Genomic DNA, 20,991 nt, shown 5'->3' with positions numbered 1-20,991 from the left:
TTATGACAACAAAAATAGAAAGACGAATCAAGATTAAATATAGAGTACGTAACAAGATTTCAGGTACTCCGGAACGTCCTCGTATGAGCGTGTTCAGAAGCAACAAGCAAATCTATGTTCAGGTGATTGATGATTTGAGCGGCAAGACTTTGGCGGCAGCTTCTTCTTTGGGAATGGCTGCAATGCCTAAGAAAGAACAGGCTGCCAAGGTTGGTGAACTGATTGCAAAGAAAGCCCAGGAAGCTGGTATTACGGCTGTTGTATTTGACCGTAATGGCTACTTGTATCATGGGAGAGTAAAAGAGGTAGCTGATGCTGCTCGTAACGGTGGACTTAAATTTTAATGGATTATGGCAATTAATAATAGAGTTAAGATCACTAACGATATAGAATTAAAGGACAGACTGGTAGCCATTAATCGTGTAACGAAGGTTACGAAAGGTGGTAGAACTTTTAGTTTTGCTGCTATCGTGGTGGTAGGAAATGAAGACGGCATCATTGGTTATGGTCTTGGTAAAGCTGGTGAAGTGACAGCTGCAATTGCTAAGGGTGTGGAAGCCGCTAAGAAGAATCTGACTCGTGTGCCTGTATTGAAAGGTACTGTGCCTCACGAACAGACTGCAAAGTTTGGTGGTGCTGAAGTATTTATCAAACCGGCTTCGACAGGTACAGGAGTAGTTGCCGGAGGTGCAATGCGTGCTGTATTGGAAAGCGTAGGTGTGACAGATGTTTTGGCTAAGTCTAAAGGATCTTCCAATCCTCATAACTTGGTAAAGGCTACTATTTTGGCACTCAGTGAAATGCGTGATGCCCGTATGGTTGCTCAAAACAGAGGTGTAAGTTTGGATAAAGTATTTAGAGGATAAGGAGGTTTTACATGTCAACTATTAAGATTAAGCAAGTTAAAAGTAGAATAGGTGCTCCTGCCAATCAAAAAAGAACGTTGGATACCTTGGGACTTCGTAAATTGAATCAAGTGGTTGAGCGTGAAGCTACTCCTTCTGTTCTGGGTATGGTTGAAAAGGTGAGACATCTTGTTACAATCGTTAAGTAATAATTAATAAAGAATTTTGCGATATGAATTTAAATAGTTTACGTCCAGCAGCAGGTTCTACTAAGACAAGAAAAAGAATAGGTCGTGGTCCGGGTTCTGGTTTGGGTGGAACTTCTACAAGAGGACATAAAGGTGCAAAATCAAGATCGGGTTATTCTAAGAAGATTGGTTTTGAAGGAGGGCAGATGCCTCTCCAGCGCCGTGTGCCTAAATTTGGTTTCAAGAATATTAACCGTGTTGAATATAAAGCTATTAATCTTAGTGTAATTCAAGAGCTGTCAGCTGCAAAAAATTTGTCTAAAGTAGGCATTAATGAGCTGATTGAGGCAGGTTTTGTTTCTTCTAATCAATTAGTGAAAGTTCTTGGTAACGGTAGTTTAACTACTAAACTCGAAGTAGAAGCACATGCTTTTTCCAAGAGTGCAGTAGCTGCAATCGAAGCCGTTGGTGGTAATGCAGTAAAACTCTGATTCAATGAGAAAATCTATTGAAACATTAAAGAACATATGGAATATTGAGGATCTGAGAAAACGGATCCTCATTACTATATTGTTTGTCGCAATCTACAGATTCGGTTCGTATGTGGTTCTTCCAGGTATCAACCCAGATATGTTGTCAAAGTTGCATGAACAAACAAGTGAAGGTCTTCTTGCTTTGTTAAACATGTTCTCTGGTGGAGCTTTTTCCAATGCTTCTATTTTTGCATTGGGAATTATGCCGTACATCTCTGCATCCATTGTGATTCAGTTGTTGGCGATTGCAGTTCCTTATTTCCAGAAACTACAGCGTGAAGGTGAAAGTGGGCGTCGGAAAATCAATCAGTATACTCGAATTCTGACTATATTCATTTTGATTTTTCAGGCTCCTTCTTATCTGATTAACTTGAAAATGCAGGCAGGTCCGGCTCTTAATGCTTCATTAGATTGGACTTTCTTTATTATTACTTCTACCATCATTTTGGCAGCCGGAAGTATGTTTATTTTATGGTTAGGTGAACGAATCACAGATAAAGGTATCGGAAACGGAATCTCCTTAATAATTATGATTGGAATTATAGCCCGTCTTCCGCAAGCCTTTTCCGGTGAGTTCGTATCACGTCTTGCTTCTCCAGGAGCAGGGGGTATTATCATGTTCTTGCTTGAAATTATCGTGCTGATTTTGGTAATAGCTGCTGCTATCCTTCTGGTGCAAGGAGTCCGTAAAATACCAGTGCAATATGCAAAACGTATTGTCGGGAACAAACAATATGGTGGTGCAAGACAATACATTCCTTTGAAGGTGAATGCTGCAAATGTGATGCCGATTATCTTTGCGCAAGCAATAATGTTCATTCCTATAACTGTTATCGGTTTTTCGAATGTTGCTTCGGCAAGTGGAATTGCCCGTGCTTTCGTTGATCATACCAGTTTTTGGTATAATCTGGTTTTTGCTATTTTGATTATTGTATTTACGTGGTTTTATACAGCAATCACGATTAATCCGAATCAGATGGCAGAGGACATGAAACGGAATAATGGCTTCATCCCAGGTATTAAGCCGGGTAAAAGTACGGCTGATTATATTGATATGATTATGACACGTATCACTTTGCCTGGTTCGTTGTTTTTGGCACTTATCGCTATCCTTCCTGCTTTTGCCGGTATTTTCGGTGTGCAGGCAGAGTTTGCGCAATTCTTCGGTGGAACATCTCTGTTGATTCTTGTAGGTGTTGTACTTGATACTTTACAGCAAGTAGAAAGTCATTTATTGATGCGCCATTATGACGGTCTTCTCACTTCGGGAAGAATAAAAGGCCGTTCCGGCGTTGCTGCATATTAATTTGCATTCAATATGATATTTCTAAAGACTGATGATGAAATAGAACTGTTACGCCAAAGTAATCTCCTTGTGGGGAAAACTTTGGCTGAACTGGCTAAACTAATCAAGCCGGGTGTGACTACGAAGCAACTGGATAAAGTTGCTGAAGAGTTTATTAGAGACCATGGAGCTGTTCCTACTTTTAAAGGATTTCCGAATCCTTATGGAGGTCCGTTTCCTGGTTCTATCTGCACTTCGGTGAACGAGCAGGTAGTGCATGGCATTCCCAATGATATTCCTTTGAAAGAAGGTGATATAATTTCGGTTGATTGTGGAACTTACATGAATGGATATTGTGGTGATTCTGCATATACGTTTTGTGTAGGGGAAGTTGCTCCGGAGATTGTTGCCTTATTGAAAACGACAAAGGAAGCTTTGTACAAAGGTATTGAAAATGCTGTACATGGAAAACGGTTAGGTGATATCGGATATGCTATCCAGCAGCACTGTGAAGCCCAATCTTATGAAGTGGTCCGCGAATTTGTCGGGCATGGCATAGGAAAGGAGATGCATGAAGATCCTCCTGTCCCTAATTATGGAAAAAGGGGCACAGGCACTTTGTTGAAGAAAGGTATGTGTATCGCTATCGAGCCTATGATAACTTTGGGTAGTCGGAAAATCGTAATGGAAAATGACCGTTGGACTGTCCGTACGATGGATCGTAAGTGTGCCGCACATTTTGAGCACACCGTAGCTGTAGGATTAGGGAAAGTTGATATTTTATCATCATTTGATTATATAGAAGAGGTATTGAAAAATAAAGAGAATTAATATATGGCAAAACAGGCTGCAATAGAACAAGATGGAGTAATCGTAGAGGCATTGTCAAACGCAATGTTCCGTGTAGAGCTGGAAAACGGGCATGAAATAACTGCTCATATATCTGGCAAGATGAGAATGCATTACATTAAAATTTTACCGGGTGACAAGGTTCGTGTGGAAATGTCTCCTTATGACCTGTCCAAAGGAAGAATCGTTTTTAGATACAAATAAAATAATATAGATATGAAAGTAAGAGCATCATTAAAAAAACGTACGCCGGATTGCAAAATCGTGAGACGTAAGGGCCGTTTGTATGTTATTAATAAGAAAAATCCTAAGTATAAACAACGTCAAGGATAATTTATTATTATTTTTGCAGAAAAAATAATTTAGTATATGGCTATAAGAATAGTTGGTGTAGATTTACCTCAGAACAAGAGAGGTGAGATTGCGTTGACATACATTTATGGTATCGGACGCAGTAGTTCAGCAAAAATTTTGGACAAGGCAGGTGTTGATCGTGATCTGAAAGTAAAAGATTGGACAGACGATCAGGCAGCAAAGATTCGTGAGATCATCGGTGCTGAATATAAGGTGGAAGGTGATTTGCGCTCAGAAATCCAGTTGAACATTAAGCGATTAATGGATATCGGATGCTATCGCGGTGTTCGTCACCGTTTAGGTCTTCCTGTAAGAGGTCAGAGCACTAAGAACAATGCTCGTACACGTAAGGGAAGAAAGAAAACTGTTGCAAATAAGAAAAAAGCTACTAAATAATAATTGTTGATATGGCAAAAAAAACAGTCGCAGCTAAAAAAAGAAATGTGAAAGTAGATGCTAACGGACAGTTGCATGTGCATTCATCATTCAACAACATCATCGTTTCTTTGGCAAACAGTGAAGGTCAGATTATTTCATGGTCTTCAGCCGGTAAGATGGGATTTAGAGGTTCTAAGAAGAACACTCCTTATGCAGCTCAGATGGCTGCTCAAGATTGCGCAAAAGTAGCGTATGATCTTGGTTTGAGAAAAGTGAAAGCTTATGTGAAGGGTCCTGGAAACGGACGTGAGTCTGCTATTCGTACGGTACACGGTGCTGGAATTGAAGTTACAGAAATTATTGATGTAACTCCATTGCCTCATAACGGTTGTCGTCCTCCGAAAAGAAGAAGAGTATAATTTTTGATAACCTAATTTAAAGTGTAACTTGATTTTGTTAGATACATGGATTGCATTTCCTTTCTGTAATCGCGGCTGCAACAAATTGAGTTCATGAATAACAATTAATTTAAATTAAAGAAAATGGCTAGATATACTGGACCAAAAACAAGAATTGCACGTAAATTTGGTGAAGCGATTTTTGGAGCTGATAAAGTTTTGTCAAAGAAAAATTATCCTCCTGGACAACATGGGAATAATCGTCGCAGAAAGACGTCTGAATATGGTGTCATGTTGGCAGAAAAGCAGAAGGCTAAATATACTTACGGTGTATTGGAAAAACAATTCCGTAATATGTTTGAAAAGGCTGCAAGCATGAATGGTATTACTGGTGAAATCTTGCTGCAAAGTCTTGAGTGCCGTTTGGATAATGTGGTGTTCCGTTTGGGTATCGCTCCGACTCGTGCTGCCGCTCGCCAATTGGTAGGTCATAAACATATTACAGTAGACGGCAAGGTAGTAAACATCCCTTCTTATTCTGTAAAGCCTGGTCAATTGGTTGGTGTTCGTGAAAAATCTAAGTCTCTGGAAGTTATTGCAAACTCATTGGCTGGATTCAATCACAGCAAATATCCTTGGTTGGAATGGGATGAGAACTCTAAGACAGGAAAATTGTTGCATAAACCTGAGAGAGCTGACATTCCTGAAAACATTAAAGAACACTTGATCGTAGAATTGTACTCTAAATAAAATAATTAATTTCATGGCGATATTAGCATTTCAAAAACCTGATAAAGTCTTAATGTTGGAAGCGGATTCTAAATATGGGAAGTTTGAATTCCGTCCGCTTGAACCCGGTTTCGGTATTACCGTTGGTAATGCTTTACGCCGTATTCTTCTCTCTTCTCTGGAAGGTTATGCCATTAACACAATTCACATAGAAGGTGTTGAGCATGAATTTGCAACCGTTCCCGGTGTGAAGGAAGATGTGACTAACATTATCTTGAATCTGAAGCAAGTTCGATTCAAGCAAATAGTTGAGGAATTCGAAAATGAAAAGGTTAGCATTACCGTTGAGAATTCTACTGAATTTAAGGCAGGTGATATTGGTAAGTATTTGACCGGATTTGAAGTGTTAAATCCTGAATTAGTTATTTGCCATTTAGATTCAAAAGCAACTATGCAGATAGATCTTACAATCAACAAAGGTCGTGGTTATGTTCCGGCTGATGAAAACCGGGAATTCTGTACCGATGTGAATGTAATTCCTATCGATTCTATTTACACTCCGATTCGTAATGTCAAATATGCGGTGGAAAACTACCGTGTAGAACAGAAGACCGACTATGAAAAGCTGGTATTGGAGATTACGACGGATGGTTCCATTCACCCGAAAGAAGCGCTGAAAGAAGCTGCAAAGATTCTGATTTATCACTTCATGTTGTTCTCTGACGAGAAGATTACACTCGAAACGGCAGATGCTGACGGCAATGAAGAATTTGATGAAGAAGTTTTGCACATGCGCCAGTTGCTGAAGACCAAGTTGGTTGATATGGACTTGTCAGTCCGTGCATTGAACTGCTTGAAGGCTGCCGATGTGGAAACACTGGGCGATTTGGTACAGTTCAACAAGACCGATTTGTTGAAGTTCCGCAACTTCGGTAAGAAATCGCTCACGGAGCTTGATGATTTGCTCGAGAGTCTGAATCTGTCGTTTGGAACAGATATTTCTAAGTATAAATTAGATAAAGAATAAAAAATGAGACACAATAAGAAATTTAACCATTTAGGTCGTACTGCTTCTCACAGACACGCTATGTTGTCTAATATGGCATGTTCTCTGATTAAGCACAAAAGAATCACTACGACTGTTGCGAAGGCTAAAGCTTTGAAGAAGTACGTAGAACCGTTGATTACTCGTTCAAAAGACGATACAACTAATTCACGTCGTGTAGTATTCAGCTATTTGCAAGACAAATATGCCGTTACTGAACTCTTCAAGGAAATCTCTGTAAAGGTTGCAGATCGTCCGGGAGGTTATACCCGTATTATCAAAACCGGTCACCGTTTGGGAGATAACGCTGAAATGTGCTTTATCGAACTGGTTGACTATAATGAGAACATGGCTAAGACTGCTGCTAAAAAAGCAACTCGCACCCGTCGTTCTAAGAAGTCTGCATCTGCTGCTGCCGCTGAAGCACCTGCTGCTGAAGCAACTACAGCCGAAGCACCTGTTGCTGAAGCTACTACAGAGGAAGCCCCTAAAGCTGAATAATTCTGTAAATGCAATATAAAAAGAGGCCGGAATCTTTTCAGATTCCGGTTTTTTTGTTTTTTGGCGTAAATGCCTCTGTTGCTCTGAACTGGTACTTGTGTCTGTTTGCAGAAGCAACATTTATGAAGTGAAAGGAGAATGTACACGATGTTATTACCTTATTTACATAAAGATTTGATAGAGGTCGGATGTGATGAAGCAGGGCGAGGATGCCTTGCCGGTGCTGTGTATGCGGCTGCTGTGATTTTACCGTCCGGCTATCAGAATGAGTTGTTGAATGACTCGAAGAAGCTGACAGAACGTCAACGGTATAAGTTGCGTGGCATTATTGAGAGCGATGCTTTAGCATGGGCAGTAGGGGTAGTCTCACCCGTAGAGATTGATCAAATCAATATCTTGAATGCGTCTTTTCTTGCTATGCACAGAGCAGTGGAACAGCTTGCCATCCGTCCGCAACATCTGTTGATTGACGGAAATCGTTTCAATCCTTATCCGGGCATTCCTCATACGACAGTTGTCAAGGGGGACGGGAAATATCTGTCTATTGCAGCAGCTTCTATTTTGGCGAAAACCTACCGGGATGATTATATGAACTGTTTGGATAAGGAATATCCGATGTATGACTGGAAGGGCAACAAGGGATACCCGACAAAGAAACATCGGGAGGCTATCCGGCTGTATGGTACGACTCCTTATCATCGGATGACTTTCAATCTTTTGGGTGATGGTCAGTTGTCATTTGATTTTTGAATTTACTGTTGGGCTATCTTTTGGATTTGCCCGAACAGAAAATGAGGAACATATAGTAGTAAACTCCGGCGTCTAAGTATCATTGCTTCTATGGTCAAGTATTATAGGATACTTTGCCTTTTATCATTGCTTCTATAACTGTTGAAGCATAGCTATCATTGCAAAAGCATAATTGGATGGGGGTATTCATTTTGATTTTTTTTACAATTTGTCCCTTCTTTTTAAAATAATTATCCATAAATGTTGCTTAATTGGCTGAAAAACGTTTATTTTGTTACCGTTTTTATGGTGGTTGTTAATATTGGGATAGAAAAATGAACGATGGCTTGCCTTTGGATATATCTACGTGGGATGAGTCTTGTATGAAGCGTTTTATACGAGACAATTCTGCTTTGTTTTATGCTTTTGCCAGTCGCTATGTCAATAATCCGGATCTTGTTGACGATTTCTTGCAAGAAGCTTATGTAAAACTTTGGACTCACCGGAAGACAATCGGCAAAGTCAACTCCGTGCAAAATTATTTTTATTCGATACTTCGGAATACCATCATTGATAAATGGACGTATTTCACTGCGGGTGAGAACGAACGGAGTCTGGATGATTATATGGAGGTGTCTTCCAATGAATCTTTTGTACAGCATATCATCGAAGCTGAAAGTTCACACTTGATTGCTGCGGCAATCCATAAACTGTCTCCTCAGAGCCGGCGCATTATCTTGATGAGTATGGACGGGAAGACAATGCCCGAAATCGCCGATGCCCTGCATATTTCCATTAATACAGTGAAGACCTTGAAATATCGTGCCATCAAGCAGCTTGCATCTTCGCTTTCGAAAGAGGACTTTCTTCCTCTCTTATTACTTTTATATTCTTCCATGTGTTAAAATCGTAATGCTTTGTCATACTTTTGGCGCATATTGACCGTCTATTGTAATAAAGAGACGAAAATATGTGTCAAAATAATAAAGATATATCCCATTTGATTGCTCAACGGATTTTAGAAGTCCCTTTGAGCGAGGAAGACAATCGCCGTTTGGATGAATGGTTGCGGGCTTCGGAAGAAAACCGGAACCTGTACGAGCAGATTCGTAGTAAACAATTGGCGAGGCTTATTCTCCGTTTGCAACACGAAGATTATGGAGAAAAAATGGCAGACCGCTTTTCGCGTCAGGTATTCGGCAGGCAACGGCGCATCCGCTTACTTCGGTGGGGAAGTGTGGCTGCTATGTTTGTGTTGCTTTTTTCGCTTTCTTTTTATTTTTGGGGCGAGCATGAGCAGCAACAGATTTTTCCTGGTAAAGGCGGAGCGGTGTTGACTTTGGCAGACGGAAGGCAGTTTGATATTGCAGATGTCGACCGTCAGGTGGTGGATGAATTGGTAACATCGGTTTCGTTGGATATCAAGTCTGATACTGTTCCTTATAATACGTTGACGGTCGAAGCCGGTCAGGAGTATGTATTCCGTTTGCCCGACAGCACACAGGTATGGATTAACTCCGAGTCGGAACTACGCTTCCCGGTCACTTTTACCAAGGGTGAGGAACGGAAAGTCTATTTAAAAGGTGAGGCATTTTTTGATGTGACGAAGGACCGCCGGCATCCGTTTGTCGTGTCTTTAGACGAGGGAGCTATTCGTGTGTATGGTACTCGTTTCAATGTTTCCAGTTATGCAGGCGAGCCTTTGTCGGCAGTGTTGGTCGAAGGCAATGTCGGTTTTCAGCCGTCAGAAGGAGAAGAAGTCCGGTTGCATCCTTCCGAGCGTTTGGAATATGATGCAGCTTCGGGAGAAGTAGCGGTGCATCCGGTCGATGTTTCCCAGTATGTGGCGTGGGTCAACCATCAGTTTGTATTCCACGGTGAGACATTGGAGGAAATTATGACAACCTTGTCGCGTTGGTATGACTTTACCCCTGTATTCACTTCCGATGCTGTGCGTCATGTCCGGCTTTCGGGGCGTTTGTATCGTTACGATGATATCCGTATTTTGTTAGACAGTTATGAAAAGACTTCGGGACTGAAGTTTAAGTTGCAAGGCAAACGCATCATCATTTCCGAATAATCAGTTGATAATATATATAGTGATAAAAAAGTAGAGAATGCTTATGAAACGAATCGTTAATTGTTTTTGTGCTTTGATGCTGGGAGGTGCTTTGGCTTTTCCGGCTTCGCTGCTGGCACAGGCGCTTTCTGTCCGCATCGAACGGGGAACGCTGGACCAGGCTTTCCAACAAATTATGCGGAACAGTGATATCCAGCTGGTGTATAACACCGATGTAGCTGCACATATCCGCTGTCGGGCGCAGGTGTTCCGGGAAAAGGATATTACCGAAATATTGGACGCATTGTTGGCTAATACTTCCTTGACTTATACAGAGAAAAACGGTATCTATACTATCGTTTCCAAACCGAAGACCTCCCAAGGTGCGCAGGCAAGGGCTGCCGTGTCGGGACAGGTGCTTGACGAAGGAGGAGAGCCGGTCATCGGTGCCTCGGTTTTGCTGAAAGGAACCCGTAAGGGTATGATTACCGATATGGACGGACGTTTTGCCATTCCGGGCGTGAGCGGCAGTAAGGCGACGGTGGTGATTTCTTTCTTGGGCAAGAAGACCATCGAGGCGGATGTGGAACCGGGTTCGAATACGGTCTTTACCCTGAAAGATGACGACACGATGTTGAATGAAGTGGTCGTGACCGGTTATCAGGACATTGCCAAGGAGAAAATGACAGGTTCGGTCGCCATTGTCCGCGCCGAAGATTTACAGACTCGCTATACGCCGAATATCTTGAACAACCTGGAAGGTCGTGTGGCTGGTTTGAGCACGCAGGATGGCAAGATAACCATTCGTGGTACCAGTTCGTTGTATGCCGAGACCAATCCGTTGCTGGTAGTGGACGGCGTGCCTATCGAGGGAAGGATAGAAGACTTGAACCCTTACGACATCGAAAGTGTCAATGTCCTGAAGGATGCTGCCGCAACGGCCATTTACGGTGCGCGGGCTTCCAATGGTATCATTGTCATCACGACCAAGAGCGCGAAGGAGAAAGGGAAGATTGACATTGATTTTTCCACCAACCTGACCATTTGGGAAAAGAAAAACATGGATTATGCCGACAACTTCTACCTCACTCCCGAACAGCAGGTAGACATCGAGTCGGACTACTGGAATTATTATTTCTTCGATAACGACGGTGAAGTTGCCGACCCGTTGGAGAGTACGTATCAGACAATCGAGGGTGGATCGAGTGCCATCTCTCCCATTCAGTATGCTTATTACCGGCTGGCACAGGGCGAAATCACCAATCAGGAATTGAATGACTATTTGAATGGCTTGAAGAAGAACAATTTTGCCAAGGAATATGGCGACAACATCTACAAGCAGCAGATTCTGCAACAATACAACCTGTCGCTGCGCAGCCGTTCCGACAAGTTCCAGAGCAACTTGACGCTGAATTACAAGTTCGACAACAGCGGACAGATTCATTCCGACAAGAGTTCGCTCAACATCAATTACAAGGGGAGCTACGACGTGGCTTCCTGGCTGACGGCCACTTTCAATATCAACGGCATCTATGACAAGAGTGTCGGTCCGGGTGAGGATTATAATTCGCAGCACACCAACCCGTGGGCGGTTCCTGCCTACGAACGGATGTACAACGACGATGGTTCCGCCAATCTGTTTTATTATTGGTATGATGGAAACCCTTATTGGAGCAGCAAGGGTGCCGAAGGTTTTCACGACCTGGGTGTGAACATCAAGGACGAATTTTATAACAACACGTTGACCACCCGCCGCCAGCATCTCCGTTATCACGGCGATTTGCTGTTCAAGATTATCAAGGGATTGACCGCCAATGCGCAGTTCATCTACGAGACCGACCGGACACAAGAAGATTGGTTTGCCAACGAGGCGAGCCACGCGGCACGCAGCATCCGCAATGCCTATACGCAGGTAGGAGCCGACGGGAAAGTCACCTACATGACGCCGGAGAACGGGGGCATGCTGCGTTCCACCAATACTTACGGACGTTATTGGACAGCCCGCGGACAGCTGAATTATGCCAATACCTTTGGCAAGCATTACGTGGCAGCCATTGCCGGTCTGGAGTTCCGCCAGACGAAGTCGAACGGTTCGAAAGCCCTCGTCCTGGGCTACGATGACCAGTTGCAGAACAGCTCCACGCACACGGTGGACTTCGGCACGATGAGCACGATGAGATACAACAGCTACTACATGCAGCTGGCAGGAGGTTATCCCTCGCAGCAGTTTGTGTTCAATCCTTACTTCCGTGACGGCATGGGAGTGGTGATAGAGCAGTTCCACCGCTATGCTTCCGGCTATTTCACCCTGAGCTACACGTACGACGACCGTTACAATGTCTTCGGGTCGTTCCGCAAGGACTATGCCGATGTCTACGGGTTGAACGCCAAATACCGTGGCCGTCCGTTGTGGTCGGTCGGTGCGGGCTGGAACCTCCATCAGGAAGAGTTCCTGAAGCCGGTGGACTGGATTAACTTCTTGAAGCTGCGTGTTAGCTACGGTGTGACGGGTAACATCTACCAGGGTGCCACCAGCTATATGACCGCCACGTCGACCGAAGTGAACAAATATACCAATCTGCCCTACGGGTCGATAGAAAGCCCTGCCAATCCGAACCTGAAGTGGGAACGCAACACCACCACGAACGTCGGCGTCGACTTCTCGTTCTTCAACAACCGCCTGCAGGGGTCGCTGGACTTCTATAACAAGATGGGTACCGACATCTTCGCGCCGCGCCAGCTCGACCCGACCACCGGATTCACCTCGATGTACTACAACACGGCGAGCATCCGCAACCGCGGTATGGAACTGGCCCTCAGCTACAACTGGTTCGTGCCCCATCGCCGCCGTGCCTTCGGATGGACCACCAACTTCACGATGTCCTATAACAAGAACGTGGTGACCGACGTGCAGAACCCTGCCACTTCGGCCTACCAGCTTATCAATACCCCGTACATGACCGGTTATCCGTCCAGTGCCCTGTGGTCGTACCGCTTTGCGGGCATCAGTGACGTGCCGGGCGAGAAAGGGCAGACGCTGTGGTACGTGGAAGACGGAGGAACCTCGCATACAGCGACTAGCCGTAGCATCAGCATCCTGGAATATTCCGGGCAGACCGAACCGAAGACCATCATGGGCATGGAAAACCGCTTTACATGGAACGGCTTCAGCCTGAGTGTGCTGATGGCTTATTATGGCGGACACAAGATGCGTGCCTTGGCAGAATCCGAAATCATGGGTGGCGTGCCTTACCAGGCTCTACCCAGCTATTTCGCCAATGCCTGGACGCCGGAACATCCCACCAACACGCCGGGCATCGGACGTTATAGCTCCACGCTTTTGGGCTCGGAACCGTCGTATAGCGACATCTCCGTGCGCAATGCCGATTTCTTGAAAATCCGCAACATCGTGTTCGGCTACGAGTTCCCGGCTTCGTGGATGCGCCACCTGGGCATCAACCGTCTTGTCCTCAGCTTCCAGATAGACAATCCCCACTACCTGTGGGTGAAGAACAAGGTGGGCGTCGACCCCGAGACCTTGGGCATCCGCCAGCCGAGCTCGTTCATCTTCGGACTGAACGTGAACCTGTGACAACTTGTGACAAACAGCTTGTGAAACCATAAAAAGACAATGAAAAAGATGAAAACGAAACACATACTCTATGGCTGCCTGCTGGGAGGGGCGATGCTCGTCAGCTCCTGCTCCGATTTTACCGACGTGCAGCCCAAAGGAAAGAACCTGCTTTCCACTACCACGCAGCTCGAAATGCTGCTCAACCGTCCCTATGAGATGAGTTCGGGCGACGGACCGCAATTCCTGGGCGATGTCATCACGACGTTGAACAACGTCCCGAATCTGCTGAGCCAGCCCACGCCGACGCGCACTTCCATCATCCTCGAGTGGGACGCCTCGCTACAGGACAGGCTGGCGGAACTGACCGCCAGCGATGATGAATATGACTCGTATTATGGCGTCATCGGCCAGGTGGCGAACCCCATCCTCTCGCACATCGACGCCGCCACGGGCGACCCGGCGGTGAAAAACCAGTTGCGCTGCGAGGCGTTGACCCTGCGCGCCTATTTCCACTACCTCGTGGTGAACAAGTTTGCCAAGGCATACAATCCCGCCACGGCGGCCGAAGACCCGGGCGTGCCCTACGTGCTCGAGACGCAGGACGTGGCGCAGCCCACGGTGAAGATGACCGTGCAGGAGGTGTACGACCACATCCTCGCCGACGTGCAGGAGGCCATCGACCTCGACGGGATGCCCACCGTGGCGGTGAACCGCATGCGCATGAGCAAGCCTTGCGCCTATGCCGTCAAGGCACTGGCGCTGCTGAGCATGCAGCGGTTCGACGAAGCCGAAGAGGCGGCACGCCAGGCTCTTGCCCTCAACGGCGCGGTGGACAACTACTACGAGATGCTGACCACTTCCGCCGACGCGACCGGCAATCCCTACAACGTGTTGCTCCGTCCGCAACTGGAGTGCCAGGAAGACATGTTCTTCACCTATTACATGGAGTACTTCGAAGCCCTGACCCCTGAGTCGATGGAGCGCTTCGAGCCGGGATATGCCACGCTGGAACTGATAGACACCGATAAAAAGATGTATGCCGGCACTATGCCAGGCATGGCGACGACCTCGCTGGGACTGGACGACCGTTACATCATGACCATGGACCTGAGCTCGGGCTGGAACATGGCGGGGCTGAGGACCACGCAGATGTACCTCATCGTGGCCGAGGCGGAAATCCACAAGGGCAACTACGCCGAGGCGATGCATGCCCTCGACGCCATCCGCGTCAACCGCCTCGCGCCGGAGACTTACCAGCCGCTGGAAGGCACGGTGACCACCGAGGCCGACGCCATCCGTCACCTCAAGCAGGTGTCGCACGGCGAGAACATCTATTCGGTCTACAACTTCATCCATCGCAAGCGCTGGAACCAGGTGAGCGGCTGGGAAGAGACCTTCACCAAGACCTTGGCGGGCAACACCTACACGCTGACACCCGACTCGCCATTGTGGATATTCCCCTTTGGGCAGAATGTGCTGGCAAACAATCCGAATATCACGCAGAATTATAAATAAGCCGTTCTGTCGCCCTTAGGCTCCATTTCTGAGGGGCAGACGATTTGCCAGCGATTGTTGGCGGTAAAGACAAGAGAAAAAACATAAAAAATAATTGTAACATGAAAACAAAACCTTTTTGGATAGCAGCCTTGGTGGGCTGCACGATGATGGTCGGTTGCGCTTCGCAGCCCGACAATCAGTTGAAACTGGATGGAACCATCAATGGGTACGAAGGCGAGTGGATTCACCTCGCCTATACCGTGCGCGATACCGTGCAAGTGACCGATAGCACACGCATAGCCAACGGTGCGTTCCGCTTCTCGCGACCGATGGAAGTCCCTGTGGCGCAAGCCACGCTGTACATCGGCAATCCGATGGATTACCGCAATGTGAAATATGCCGGGCTGTTCATTGAGTCGGGCGAACTGACCGTTGCTATCGATACGGCCAATTTCTCGAAGCCGGAAGTAACAGGCTCTGCGGCGCAGGCGGAAAGCGACAGCCTGAATACTGTCCTCGACCCGCTTTACGCCTATGTTCAGGCAATGCGCGATTCGGTTTCAGGAAATGCATCTGCCGAGCGGAAGGCTTATTTCCAGAAACAACAGGAGATGTATGCCGACAGTGCGAAAGGCATTCAGCTGTCTTTTGTCAAGTCTCGTCCGCATTCGTTTGTGGCTCTCAGCTATTTGCCTTTCCTGATGGGAAACATGACATATGATGAACTGAAGTCGATTTATGACAACATGGCTCCCGAAGTGAAACAATACGGGAATGTCGGGAGTGTCCGTGACGGATTGGCGGCATTGGAACGTGTGCAGCCAGGTAGGCCTGCTCCTCTTTTCCGCGTCGTGAGCTGGAAGGGCGACTCCATCGGCATCGCCGACCTGAGGGGCAAATACGTCCTGCTCGATTTCTGGGCGACATGGTGCGTGCCCTGCCGCAAGAGCTTCCCCCACGTGAAGGAACTCTACAAGAAATACCACGCGAAGGGGCTGGAGGTGTTCTGCGTGGCCGACGATGACAGCAAGCCCGACACGTGGAAGGAAGTGATAGGGAAAGACGGCATCCAGGATTTCCACCACGTGTTGCGCGGCCTGAAGTGGGACCGCAGCAAGGGCCTCGATGGCATGGACCACACCAACGACATCAGCGACCTCTATGCCATCCATTACTTGCCCACGAAGTACCTGATAGACCGCGAGGGCAACATCGTCGGCAAGTTCGATGATGAGGCGTTGGATGCCAAATTGAAGGAAATTTTCGGAAATTAACCAAACAAACTATCAAACACGATGAGAAAAGAATTGTTTTTCGGCTTGATGCTGGTGTGTGCGTGCGCCTTTGCGCGGCCGGCCGGCGACGTTGCCTCCGGGATGGACGTCCGGATGGCACATGGGGCGACGCTCCAGACGGGCGCCGATGCCCCGGACTTCACGTTGAATGACTTGCATGGCAAGCCCCTGGCGCTTTCTTCGCTGCGGGGCAAGTATGTGGTGCTCGACTTCTGGGGCAGCTGGTGCGCGTGGTGCATCAAGGGTTTCCCCGAGATGAAGGAGGCCTACGCCAAGTACAAGGACAAGATGGAGATTGTCGGCATCGCCTGCCGCGACACGGAGAAGCGCTGGAAGGCGGCGGTGGAGAAACACCAGCTGCCGTGGCTCAACGTGCTGAACGAAGGCGACGTGGACGTGAGCGCGCTGTATGCCGTCGAGGGCTATCCGACGAAGGTCGTCATCAGCCCCGAGGGGAAAATCCTGAAGGTGGTGGTAGGCGAGAGCCCCGAGTTTTACACCTATTTGGAGGAATTGTTCAAGTGAGATGAAACGAAAAGACGTAGGATGAATATGAAACGGATTATTTTGTCGGCATTGCTTTGCATGTTCGCGATGCAATGCGTGCTTGCCCAGGGCAAGCAGCCTGTGAGTGTGTTGTATGTGGGCGGTTCCCCCGAGCTGGATGTTGTCGGCGGCGTGGAAGTGGACAGCGCGACGTTGGCCCGGTCGGCACAAGCCCGCATGGCCTCTTTCGCCAAGTTCCTGAAGTCGCGCTTCCGCAAGGTGAAGGTGATTGACGCCAAGGAGTATCTCCCGTCGATGTCCGATGCATACGATGTGACGGTGTTCGACGGCAGGCCCCGCCCGATTCGTCCCGAAGTGCGCGAGTTTGACGCCCAGGGCAGAATCACCAAGTATGAGCCTGTGGCCTACCTGCCGGACGACTTCGACCGTGCCGCCCTCTGCATCGCCAACGCCAGCGAGGACATCGGGCGCAGCATCGGCACCAAGTGTGACTGGTTCTGCCTCTGCCTGGATGCGGACGCCTTGGGCTGGAAGAAGGACCATCCGATTTTCCAGGGACCTTTCAAGGTGAAGATTCAACCCGAGATGAAGCCCACGCCCCCGATGGCTTTCGAGTATGCCGAGATGGACGGCTACACGTTGCCCGCCGAGACGGAGATGTGGACGGTGCAGACCAAGTCGTACACCACCGACCGCTCCTACCGCATCGGCATGGTGAGCCGTCCCGAAGGTTTCCTCGACTCGCCGGAAGCGGAAGTCATCTCCAGCGGCGCATGTGCCAAGAGCATCGACGCCGTGGCCATCGGCCGTCACGGCAACTTCTTCCATTGGGGATTTTCCGCTTCGCCTGATTACCTGACCGAGGCGGGAAAGGCGGCCTTGGCGAATGCCATCGTCTACATATCGAAGTTCTCCGGCCAGCACATCATCGCCCGCAAGCTGGACGAGACCATCGCCACGCGCAAGTCTGTCGACCGCAGCAAGTTCTCGGCGTCGCGCAAGGCTTGGCAGGAATCCAACGAAGCACACCGGCGGTTCTATCAGTCGGTGGACAGTGTCAAGAAAGTGGCTTTAGCGAAACAGGAACAGGGCCAGGAACTGGATGCCACGGAGAAGATATACTTGTCCATGGACTCCCGGCAACCGAAGGAACCGACGTATGCCGAGTACATGAAGCAGCGTTTCCCTGCCCTTTATCACGTGTTCGGGGACGATGCCACGGAATATCAGCGCTATTTCGACAAGAACCGCGACTGGTTCCATCCCACTGCCGAGGGTTACGACCTGGATATCGATGAAGACGTGCGCACCTTGGGCATTGCCAACAATGACAAGCATCTGTTGGATTCTTGCATCACGATGCTCGAAAAAGGAGTGGAACCCGAACTGGCGACTCGCGTGTTGCACCGCTATACGTTGTGCCGTTTCGCTGCTCCTGCCGAATGGCGTGACTGGTATGACACCTATCGGGACAAACTCTTCTTTACCGAAGCCGGCGGCTGGTTGTGGCTGGTCGACACGCAAGACCGTTCTGTTCCCGGAAACGATTACAGCGTGTTGAAAGCTGCCGGGCAGGACGAAGCGAAGAAACCGGCATTGGCGCAAGATACGGACGAGAAGAATCCGGTGGCTCTGTCGATGGACGTGGAGACCTTGGCAGATGGCAGCCGCGAGCTGGTGGTGCGGATGAAAGTGCATGCCGGATATCATACCTATGCACAGGTATCGGAAGAAGACCCGTTCCTTCCGACAGAACTGGAGTTTTCGTTGCCCGAAGGCTGTAAGCTGGAAGGAGACTTGATAACGCCTGCCTTTACACAGCTGGGTGCCACGAAAACAACCATTTATACGGGTGATTGCCTTTTCCGTCAGAAAATAAGCGGTACGGGCAAAGGGGAAGTGAAGTGTACGGTCAGCTATCAATGCTGCGATAATTCAATCTGTTTCCCGCCCGCCAAGAAAACATTGACAGCTCAATTATAAAAAATGAAGAAAACACGGAGGCACGAAGACAGATTAGCATATTATTCTCCGTGTCTCTGTGCCTCTGTGTTCCATATAAGTCCTAAAACCATTTTATTTTCCGGAAAATGATAAATGCCATTGCCGAAAGCACAACCGACAGGCATATGATGAGGGAGAACGCATGTGGGACATGTTCTAAATGAATGTCGACATTCATGCCGTAAAAGCTGGCTATTAATGTAGGCACCATCAAGACAATAGACAGCGTAGTCATGCGCCTCATAATCGTGTTTACGTTATTTGATATGATAGAGGCAAAGGCATCCATTGTACCGGTAAGGATGTCGCTGTAGATATTTACCATGTTGCGTGCTTGCTTCAGTTCAATCAGTACGTCTTCGGTCAGTTCCTTGTTTTCACGGTCTTTGGTCTCGAAAATGTTCTGGAATTTGCTAATCATGACTTCGTTGCCCCGGATGGAGGTATTGAAATACACCAGGCTTTTTTGTAGATTCATCAGCCGTAGCAAATCTTCGTTACGGATGCTTCGCTCCAGTTCTTTTTCGGCACTGCTTACCTCATTATTGATTTGCTTCAGGTATTTCAGGAACCATACAGCCGAAGAATAGATAAGCCGTAGAATCAATTCATATTTATTGGGAACCTGAATTTGCTTGCGGCGTGTATGCTGGATGAAGTCTGGAATCATCTCGCTGGAGTGGTAGCACACAGATACGGTGATTTCATCGTTGGTGATGATGCCGATGGGAATAGTGCTGTAAGGCACTTTGCTGCTTTGTGTCTGTATCGGAATACGTACGATAATGAGCTGCCAGTTGCCTTCTGTATCTGTACGTGGCCGCTCGTCAGTGTCGGCGATATCATGCAGGAAAGCAGTTGGAACTTTCAGAGTTTCTGTCAGGAATTTGAAATCATCATCGGTAGGGCATTCTACGTTTACCCAGCATCCGGGAAGCCAGTTTTTCTTTTCTACAAATCCAGCTTCACAGTAAAGGTATTTTCTCATGTGCTTTACTCCTTTCTTGTTTTGCTTTCATACAGGAGCAAGCATGAATCATCAGAGCGTTCATTCTCCGCTTGCTTCTGTAAAGAAGCGGTTAATAATTTCGGTATACGTTCGCGAGTTTGAATCGTCCATAATGATTTGTTTGTTAATGGTTATAAAAAAAGTTCGTCTTTCGAACGAACTTTTTTGCTCTTCAGGTTGGACTTGAACCAACGACCCTCTGATTAACAGTCAGATGCTCTAACCGACTGAGCTACTGAAGAATGAATGTTGTCTTCTTTTGTTTTTGCTCTTCAGGTTGGACTTGAACCAACGACCCTCTGATTAACAGTCAGATGCTCTAACCGACTGAGCTACTGAAGAATGAATGTTACTTTCTTTTGTTTTTGCTCTTCAGGTTGGACTTGAACCAACGACCCTCTGATTAACAGTCAGATGCTCTAACCGACTGAGCTACTGAAGAGTGTTTTCCTTAATTGCGTGGCAAAGGTACAAGGTTATTTTGAATTATGCAACAACTTGGCCGAAAAAATATTATAAAGGAGGTTTTTTTTTGCATTTTAGGGAATTGATGGTATATAATTGTGCTAGCAACACGGTTAAATTGTGTCCAGTTGTATATGTTTATCGGGATGATGTGTTAGCTTTTCATTTCATCATTCTAAAGCATGTCGGGCTGTCTGTATGAGGTTGCGTTTGTAAACTGTTGAGTGGGATATTCATTATATATGTGTACTGACGGACAGTTTATTGTGGACAATTGTGAAGTCGACGTGTTGCGCGTCAGCTATGTAGGTTATGCCATTCAAGAAATTCCGGTTGCTTTGGGAAAGCAGATGCGGATCATTCTGGAAGAAGATACAGAAGTGTTGGATGAAGTGGTGGTAGGCTACGGTACGCTGAAAAGAGTGAATTTGACTGGTGCCGTGTCGTCTGTTACTGCCGATGAGCTTGCCGGCAAGCCGGTCATGAGTACGGTGCAAGCGATTGCCGGATTGGCATCGGTGTACTATCAGTTTGAAACACGTACTTGGTCTCCTCATAACCGCTATTTCCTGATTCCGCAAAACGACATTAATGTCAATAAGAACTTGAAGCATATAGCTGCATCGGTTGTAAGATTAATAATTCAAGTTTCGCAAGTTCAACTTGCAGCTTTTAATCTATAAATGTCGCAAATATGTTTCATATCTTCCTCCCTGTTGATGATAGCCTGATAGATATCTTCGTCAG

General features: G+C 47.1%; 22 protein-coding genes, 3 tRNA genes and 1 pseudogene. 22 read left to right on the top strand and 4 right to left on the bottom strand.

Annotated features, from left to right (window positions below; genetic code table 11):
- The first annotated feature begins 2 nt into the window (after positions 1-2).
- The 21 genes and pseudogenes from rplR (at position 3) to B5F71_RS09125 (ending at position 18,749) form a co-directional block, all read left to right on the top strand.
- Positions 3-344, top strand: coding sequence for a 50S ribosomal protein L18 (gene rplR, locus B5F71_RS09225; protein WP_087209576.1), 342 nt, complete (start codon positions 3-5; stop codon positions 342-344).
- Positions 345-350: 6 nt separating this feature from the next.
- Positions 351-866 carry a 30S ribosomal protein S5 gene (gene rpsE, locus B5F71_RS09220; protein ID WP_022038670.1) on the top strand — a complete coding sequence of 172 codons (516 nt, stop codon included), beginning with the start codon at positions 351-353 and terminating at the stop codon, positions 864-866.
- Positions 867-877: 11 nt separating this feature from the next.
- Complete coding sequence (gene rpmD / locus B5F71_RS09215; RefSeq protein ID WP_022038671.1) at positions 878-1,054, top strand: 50S ribosomal protein L30; 177 nt, start codon at positions 878-880, stop codon at positions 1,052-1,054.
- A 23-nt stretch (positions 1,055-1,077) separates the two neighbouring features.
- Complete coding sequence (gene rplO, locus B5F71_RS09210; RefSeq protein ID WP_022038672.1) at positions 1,078-1,524, top strand: 50S ribosomal protein L15; 447 nt, start codon at positions 1,078-1,080, stop codon at positions 1,522-1,524.
- Positions 1,525-1,528: 4 nt separating this feature from the next.
- Positions 1,529-2,872, top strand: coding sequence for a preprotein translocase subunit SecY (secY, locus tag B5F71_RS09205; protein ID WP_022038673.1), 1,344 nt, complete (start codon positions 1,529-1,531; stop codon positions 2,870-2,872).
- A gap of 12 nt (positions 2,873-2,884) precedes the next feature.
- Positions 2,885-3,682, top strand: a complete 798-nt coding sequence (map, locus tag B5F71_RS09200; protein WP_087209570.1) for a type I methionyl aminopeptidase — start codon at positions 2,885-2,887, stop codon at positions 3,680-3,682.
- A gap of 3 nt (positions 3,683-3,685) precedes the next feature.
- Positions 3,686-3,904 carry a translation initiation factor IF-1 gene (gene infA / locus B5F71_RS09195; protein ID WP_022038675.1) on the top strand — a complete coding sequence of 73 codons (219 nt, stop codon included), beginning with the start codon at positions 3,686-3,688 and terminating at the stop codon, positions 3,902-3,904.
- Positions 3,905-3,916: 12 nt separating this feature from the next.
- Complete coding sequence (gene ykgO / locus B5F71_RS09190) at positions 3,917-4,033, top strand: type B 50S ribosomal protein L36 (protein WP_087209568.1); 117 nt, start codon at positions 3,917-3,919, stop codon at positions 4,031-4,033.
- A gap of 36 nt (positions 4,034-4,069) precedes the next feature.
- The gene (gene rpsM, locus B5F71_RS09185; RefSeq protein WP_022038676.1) at positions 4,070-4,450 is read left to right on the top strand and encodes a 30S ribosomal protein S13; all 381 of its coding nucleotides are present in this window, start codon (positions 4,070-4,072) and stop codon (positions 4,448-4,450) included.
- Positions 4,451-4,461: 11 nt separating this feature from the next.
- Positions 4,462-4,851, top strand: a complete 390-nt coding sequence (gene rpsK, locus B5F71_RS09180; protein WP_007567382.1) for a 30S ribosomal protein S11 — start codon at positions 4,462-4,464, stop codon at positions 4,849-4,851.
- Positions 4,852-4,974: 123 nt separating this feature from the next.
- A complete protein-coding gene (gene rpsD / locus B5F71_RS09175; RefSeq protein ID WP_022038677.1) occupies positions 4,975-5,580 on the top strand; it encodes a 30S ribosomal protein S4 in 606 nt (201 codons plus the stop codon).
- 13 nt (positions 5,581-5,593) lie between these two features.
- Positions 5,594-6,586 carry a DNA-directed RNA polymerase subunit alpha gene (locus tag B5F71_RS09170; protein WP_087209566.1) on the top strand — a complete coding sequence of 331 codons (993 nt, stop codon included), beginning with the start codon at positions 5,594-5,596 and terminating at the stop codon, positions 6,584-6,586.
- A gap of 3 nt (positions 6,587-6,589) precedes the next feature.
- On the top strand, positions 6,590-7,105 hold the full coding sequence (gene rplQ / locus B5F71_RS09165) for a 50S ribosomal protein L17 (RefSeq protein ID WP_022038679.1): 516 nt from the start codon (positions 6,590-6,592) through the stop codon (positions 7,103-7,105).
- Positions 7,106-7,252: 147 nt separating this feature from the next.
- Positions 7,253-7,855, top strand: a complete 603-nt coding sequence (locus B5F71_RS09160; RefSeq protein ID WP_087209564.1) for a ribonuclease HII — start codon at positions 7,253-7,255, stop codon at positions 7,853-7,855.
- 314 nt (positions 7,856-8,169) lie between these two features.
- Positions 8,170-8,739 (top strand): sigma-70 family RNA polymerase sigma factor, encoded by a 570-nt coding sequence (locus B5F71_RS09155; protein WP_087209560.1) that lies wholly within the window; start codon positions 8,170-8,172, stop codon positions 8,737-8,739.
- A gap of 65 nt (positions 8,740-8,804) precedes the next feature.
- The gene (locus tag B5F71_RS09150; RefSeq protein WP_022038683.1) at positions 8,805-9,914 is read left to right on the top strand and encodes a FecR domain-containing protein; all 1,110 of its coding nucleotides are present in this window, start codon (positions 8,805-8,807) and stop codon (positions 9,912-9,914) included.
- Positions 9,915-9,957: 43 nt separating this feature from the next.
- Positions 9,958-13,485, top strand: a complete 3,528-nt coding sequence (locus B5F71_RS09145; protein WP_158098068.1) for a SusC/RagA family TonB-linked outer membrane protein — start codon at positions 9,958-9,960, stop codon at positions 13,483-13,485.
- A gap of 39 nt (positions 13,486-13,524) precedes the next feature.
- Positions 13,525-14,982, top strand: a complete 1,458-nt coding sequence (locus tag B5F71_RS09140; RefSeq protein ID WP_087209554.1) for a RagB/SusD family nutrient uptake outer membrane protein — start codon at positions 13,525-13,527, stop codon at positions 14,980-14,982.
- 101 nt (positions 14,983-15,083) lie between these two features.
- Positions 15,084-16,238, top strand: coding sequence for a TlpA disulfide reductase family protein (locus tag B5F71_RS09135; RefSeq protein WP_087209552.1), 1,155 nt, complete (start codon positions 15,084-15,086; stop codon positions 16,236-16,238).
- Between the two features lie 132 nt (positions 16,239-16,370).
- Positions 16,371-16,784: pseudogene (locus B5F71_RS09130) on the top strand (TlpA disulfide reductase family protein); the annotation flags it as partial.
- Positions 16,785-16,811: 27 nt separating this feature from the next.
- Positions 16,812-18,749 (top strand): protein-disulfide reductase DsbD domain-containing protein, encoded by a 1,938-nt coding sequence (locus tag B5F71_RS09125; RefSeq protein ID WP_241148581.1) that lies wholly within the window; start codon positions 16,812-16,814, stop codon positions 18,747-18,749.
- An 82-nt stretch (positions 18,750-18,831) separates the two neighbouring features.
- On the opposite strand, the gene B5F71_RS09120 is transcribed toward B5F71_RS09125, so the two are convergent.
- From B5F71_RS09120 to B5F71_RS09105, 4 genes are all read right to left on the bottom strand, one after another.
- Complete coding sequence (locus B5F71_RS09120) at positions 18,832-19,758, bottom strand: magnesium transporter CorA family protein (RefSeq protein WP_087209546.1); 927 nt, start codon at positions 19,756-19,758, stop codon at positions 18,832-18,834.
- Between the two features lie 189 nt (positions 19,759-19,947).
- Positions 19,948-20,021, bottom strand: a tRNA-Asn gene (locus B5F71_RS09115).
- A gap of 26 nt (positions 20,022-20,047) precedes the next feature.
- Positions 20,048-20,121: transfer RNA gene (locus B5F71_RS09110), tRNA-Asn, on the bottom strand.
- 26 nt (positions 20,122-20,147) lie between these two features.
- Positions 20,148-20,221: transfer RNA gene (locus B5F71_RS09105), tRNA-Asn, on the bottom strand.
- 247 nt (positions 20,222-20,468) lie between these two features.
- On the opposite strand from B5F71_RS09105, the gene B5F71_RS09100 reads away from it, so the two are divergent.
- Positions 20,469-20,927 carry a hypothetical protein gene (locus tag B5F71_RS09100; RefSeq protein ID WP_143269873.1) on the top strand — a complete coding sequence of 153 codons (459 nt, stop codon included), beginning with the start codon at positions 20,469-20,471 and terminating at the stop codon, positions 20,925-20,927.
- Positions 20,928-20,991: the final 64 nt, after the last annotated feature.

Origin of the sequence: Bacteroides sp. An269 (assembly GCF_002159755.1) — a bacterium.
Taxonomy (GTDB): domain Bacteria; phylum Bacteroidota; class Bacteroidia; order Bacteroidales; family Bacteroidaceae; genus Phocaeicola; species Phocaeicola intestinalis.
Note: the sequence above shows the minus strand (reverse complement) of the source record. Positions and strands in the feature narration are given on the sequence as shown.